Source organism: Methylobacterium sp. 001424705 (genome assembly GCF_059816145.1).
In genome coordinates, this window is the sequence record NZ_JCBANU010000074.1 from 1 (window position 1) to 1,659 (window position 1,659).

1 protein-coding gene is annotated in these 1,659 nt (G+C 70.8%); it reads left to right on the plus strand.

Going from position 1 to position 1,659, the window contains the following annotated elements; translation table 11 throughout:
- The first annotated feature begins 148 nt into the window (after positions 1 to 148).
- Positions 149 to 1,659, plus strand: a protein-coding gene (locus AC6EUL_RS22790) for an ISNCY family transposase (protein WP_499872887.1) whose coding sequence is annotated in 2 segments (ribosomal slippage) — positions 149 to 1,046 and positions 1,046 to 1,659 — 1,512 coding nt in all. Because the reading frame shifts where the segments join, the coding sequence is not laid out codon by codon here.

The following is a 1,659-nucleotide window of genomic DNA, read 5'->3' on the forward strand; positions in this document are numbered from 1 at the left end:
CTAGGCCGGCAAAGCTGGCTGTCTGGTAGGTTTAGTTCTGGGGGCGCCATTTTGGAGGCGCGGGATGTCGCGAAGGCAATCGCGGACACCGGATGTGGAGCGGGTGCTTCAGCCGGCTCGGCGGCTCTGCCCGGCCTGCGGCCAGAGCATGCGGCTCCGTTACGAGAACCGACGCACGCTGGTGACGCTGTCCGGCACGCAACGGCTGCGCCTGAAGATCCGCCGCTGCGAGGCCGAGGGCTGCGCCCGCTTCCGCAAGCCCTACCGCCCGGAGGCCGAAGGCGCATTGGCGCTGCCGCAGCACGAGTTCGGCCTCGACGTGATGGCGCTGGTGGGAGCCTTGCGCCACCGCGAACATCGCTCAGTGCCGGAGATCCACGCGATCCTGCGTGATCGCGGTGTGCCCATCGCCGAGCGCAGCGTGACAAACCTGCTCGACCGCTACGACGAGGTGGTGTCGACCCGGCTCGGCGATCCTCAGCACCTGCGCCGGCAGCTTGGTGGGCAGGACCGGATCGTCCTCGCCCTCGACGGTCTGCAGCCGGATGTCGGCCACGAGGTGCTCTGGGTGCTACGCGACTGTCTCTCGGGGACGGTCCTGCTGGCGCGCAGCCTGCTGTCGGGGACCGCGGAGGATCTGACCGTGCTGCTGCGCGAGGTGGTGGAGGCCGTGGGCGTGCCGGTGGCGGGCGTGATCAGCGACGGTCAGCACTCCATCCGCAAGGCGGTGGCCACGGCCCTTCCGGAGGTTCCGCATCAACTCTGCCACTTCCATTTCCTGCGGGAGGCGGCGCTGCCGATCTTCGAGGCCGACCGGCACGCCAAGAAGGAACTGAAGAAAGCGGTGCGTGGCGTGCGCCCGATCGAGCGGGCTGTGGAGGGACGCAGCGACGCCGAGGCGAACGTAGTGCGCGGCTATGCCAGCGCCGTGCGCAGCGCGATCACCGACGACGGGCGCGCACCGCTCGATGCGGCAGGGCTGCGGTTGAAGGAGCGATTGGAGAAGGTCGCCGGCAGCCTGGAGCGGGTGCGCTCAAAAGGGGGGCCTCGCGCCCGCTCGCCCGGCTCGCGCTCCTGATCGGACGGGCGCTCGCCCGCACCGCCGCGCTCTGGCCGGTGGTCCGGCAAGGCTTCGTCTTCGTGCACGCCGCCGCCCGCCTGCTGGCCGATCCCGCCGGGGAGACAGGCGCCAAGGTCCGGCGGCGCTTCGACGGCCTGCTCGCCGCAATGCAGCGCCACCGTCGACGCGTCGTCGATCTCGGCGCGGCCCTCGACCACTTCCGCAAGGTCGCGCGGAGCTATCGGCCCGGACTGTTCTACGCGCCCGACGTCGCCGGCCTGCCCCGCACCAACAACGCCCTGGAGCAATTGTTCGGCTCGCAGCGCTATCACGAGCGCCGCGCCACCGGGCGCAAGACAGCCTCGCCCGGGGCGGTGCTGCGCGGGTCAGTCCGGCTCGTGGCAGGCATCGGCACGCGGGCTCGGATCCTGTCCGGACGCGATCTCGGCCGGGTCGATCGCGCGCGGTGGCAAGACCTGCGCCGATCCCTCGATGACAGGCGCCAAGCGCGCGTCGCACGAACCCGCTTCCGACGCGATCCCGATGCCTACCTCACCGCCCTCGAACGCCAAGCCCAACAGTTAGATTTGCCAGCCTAG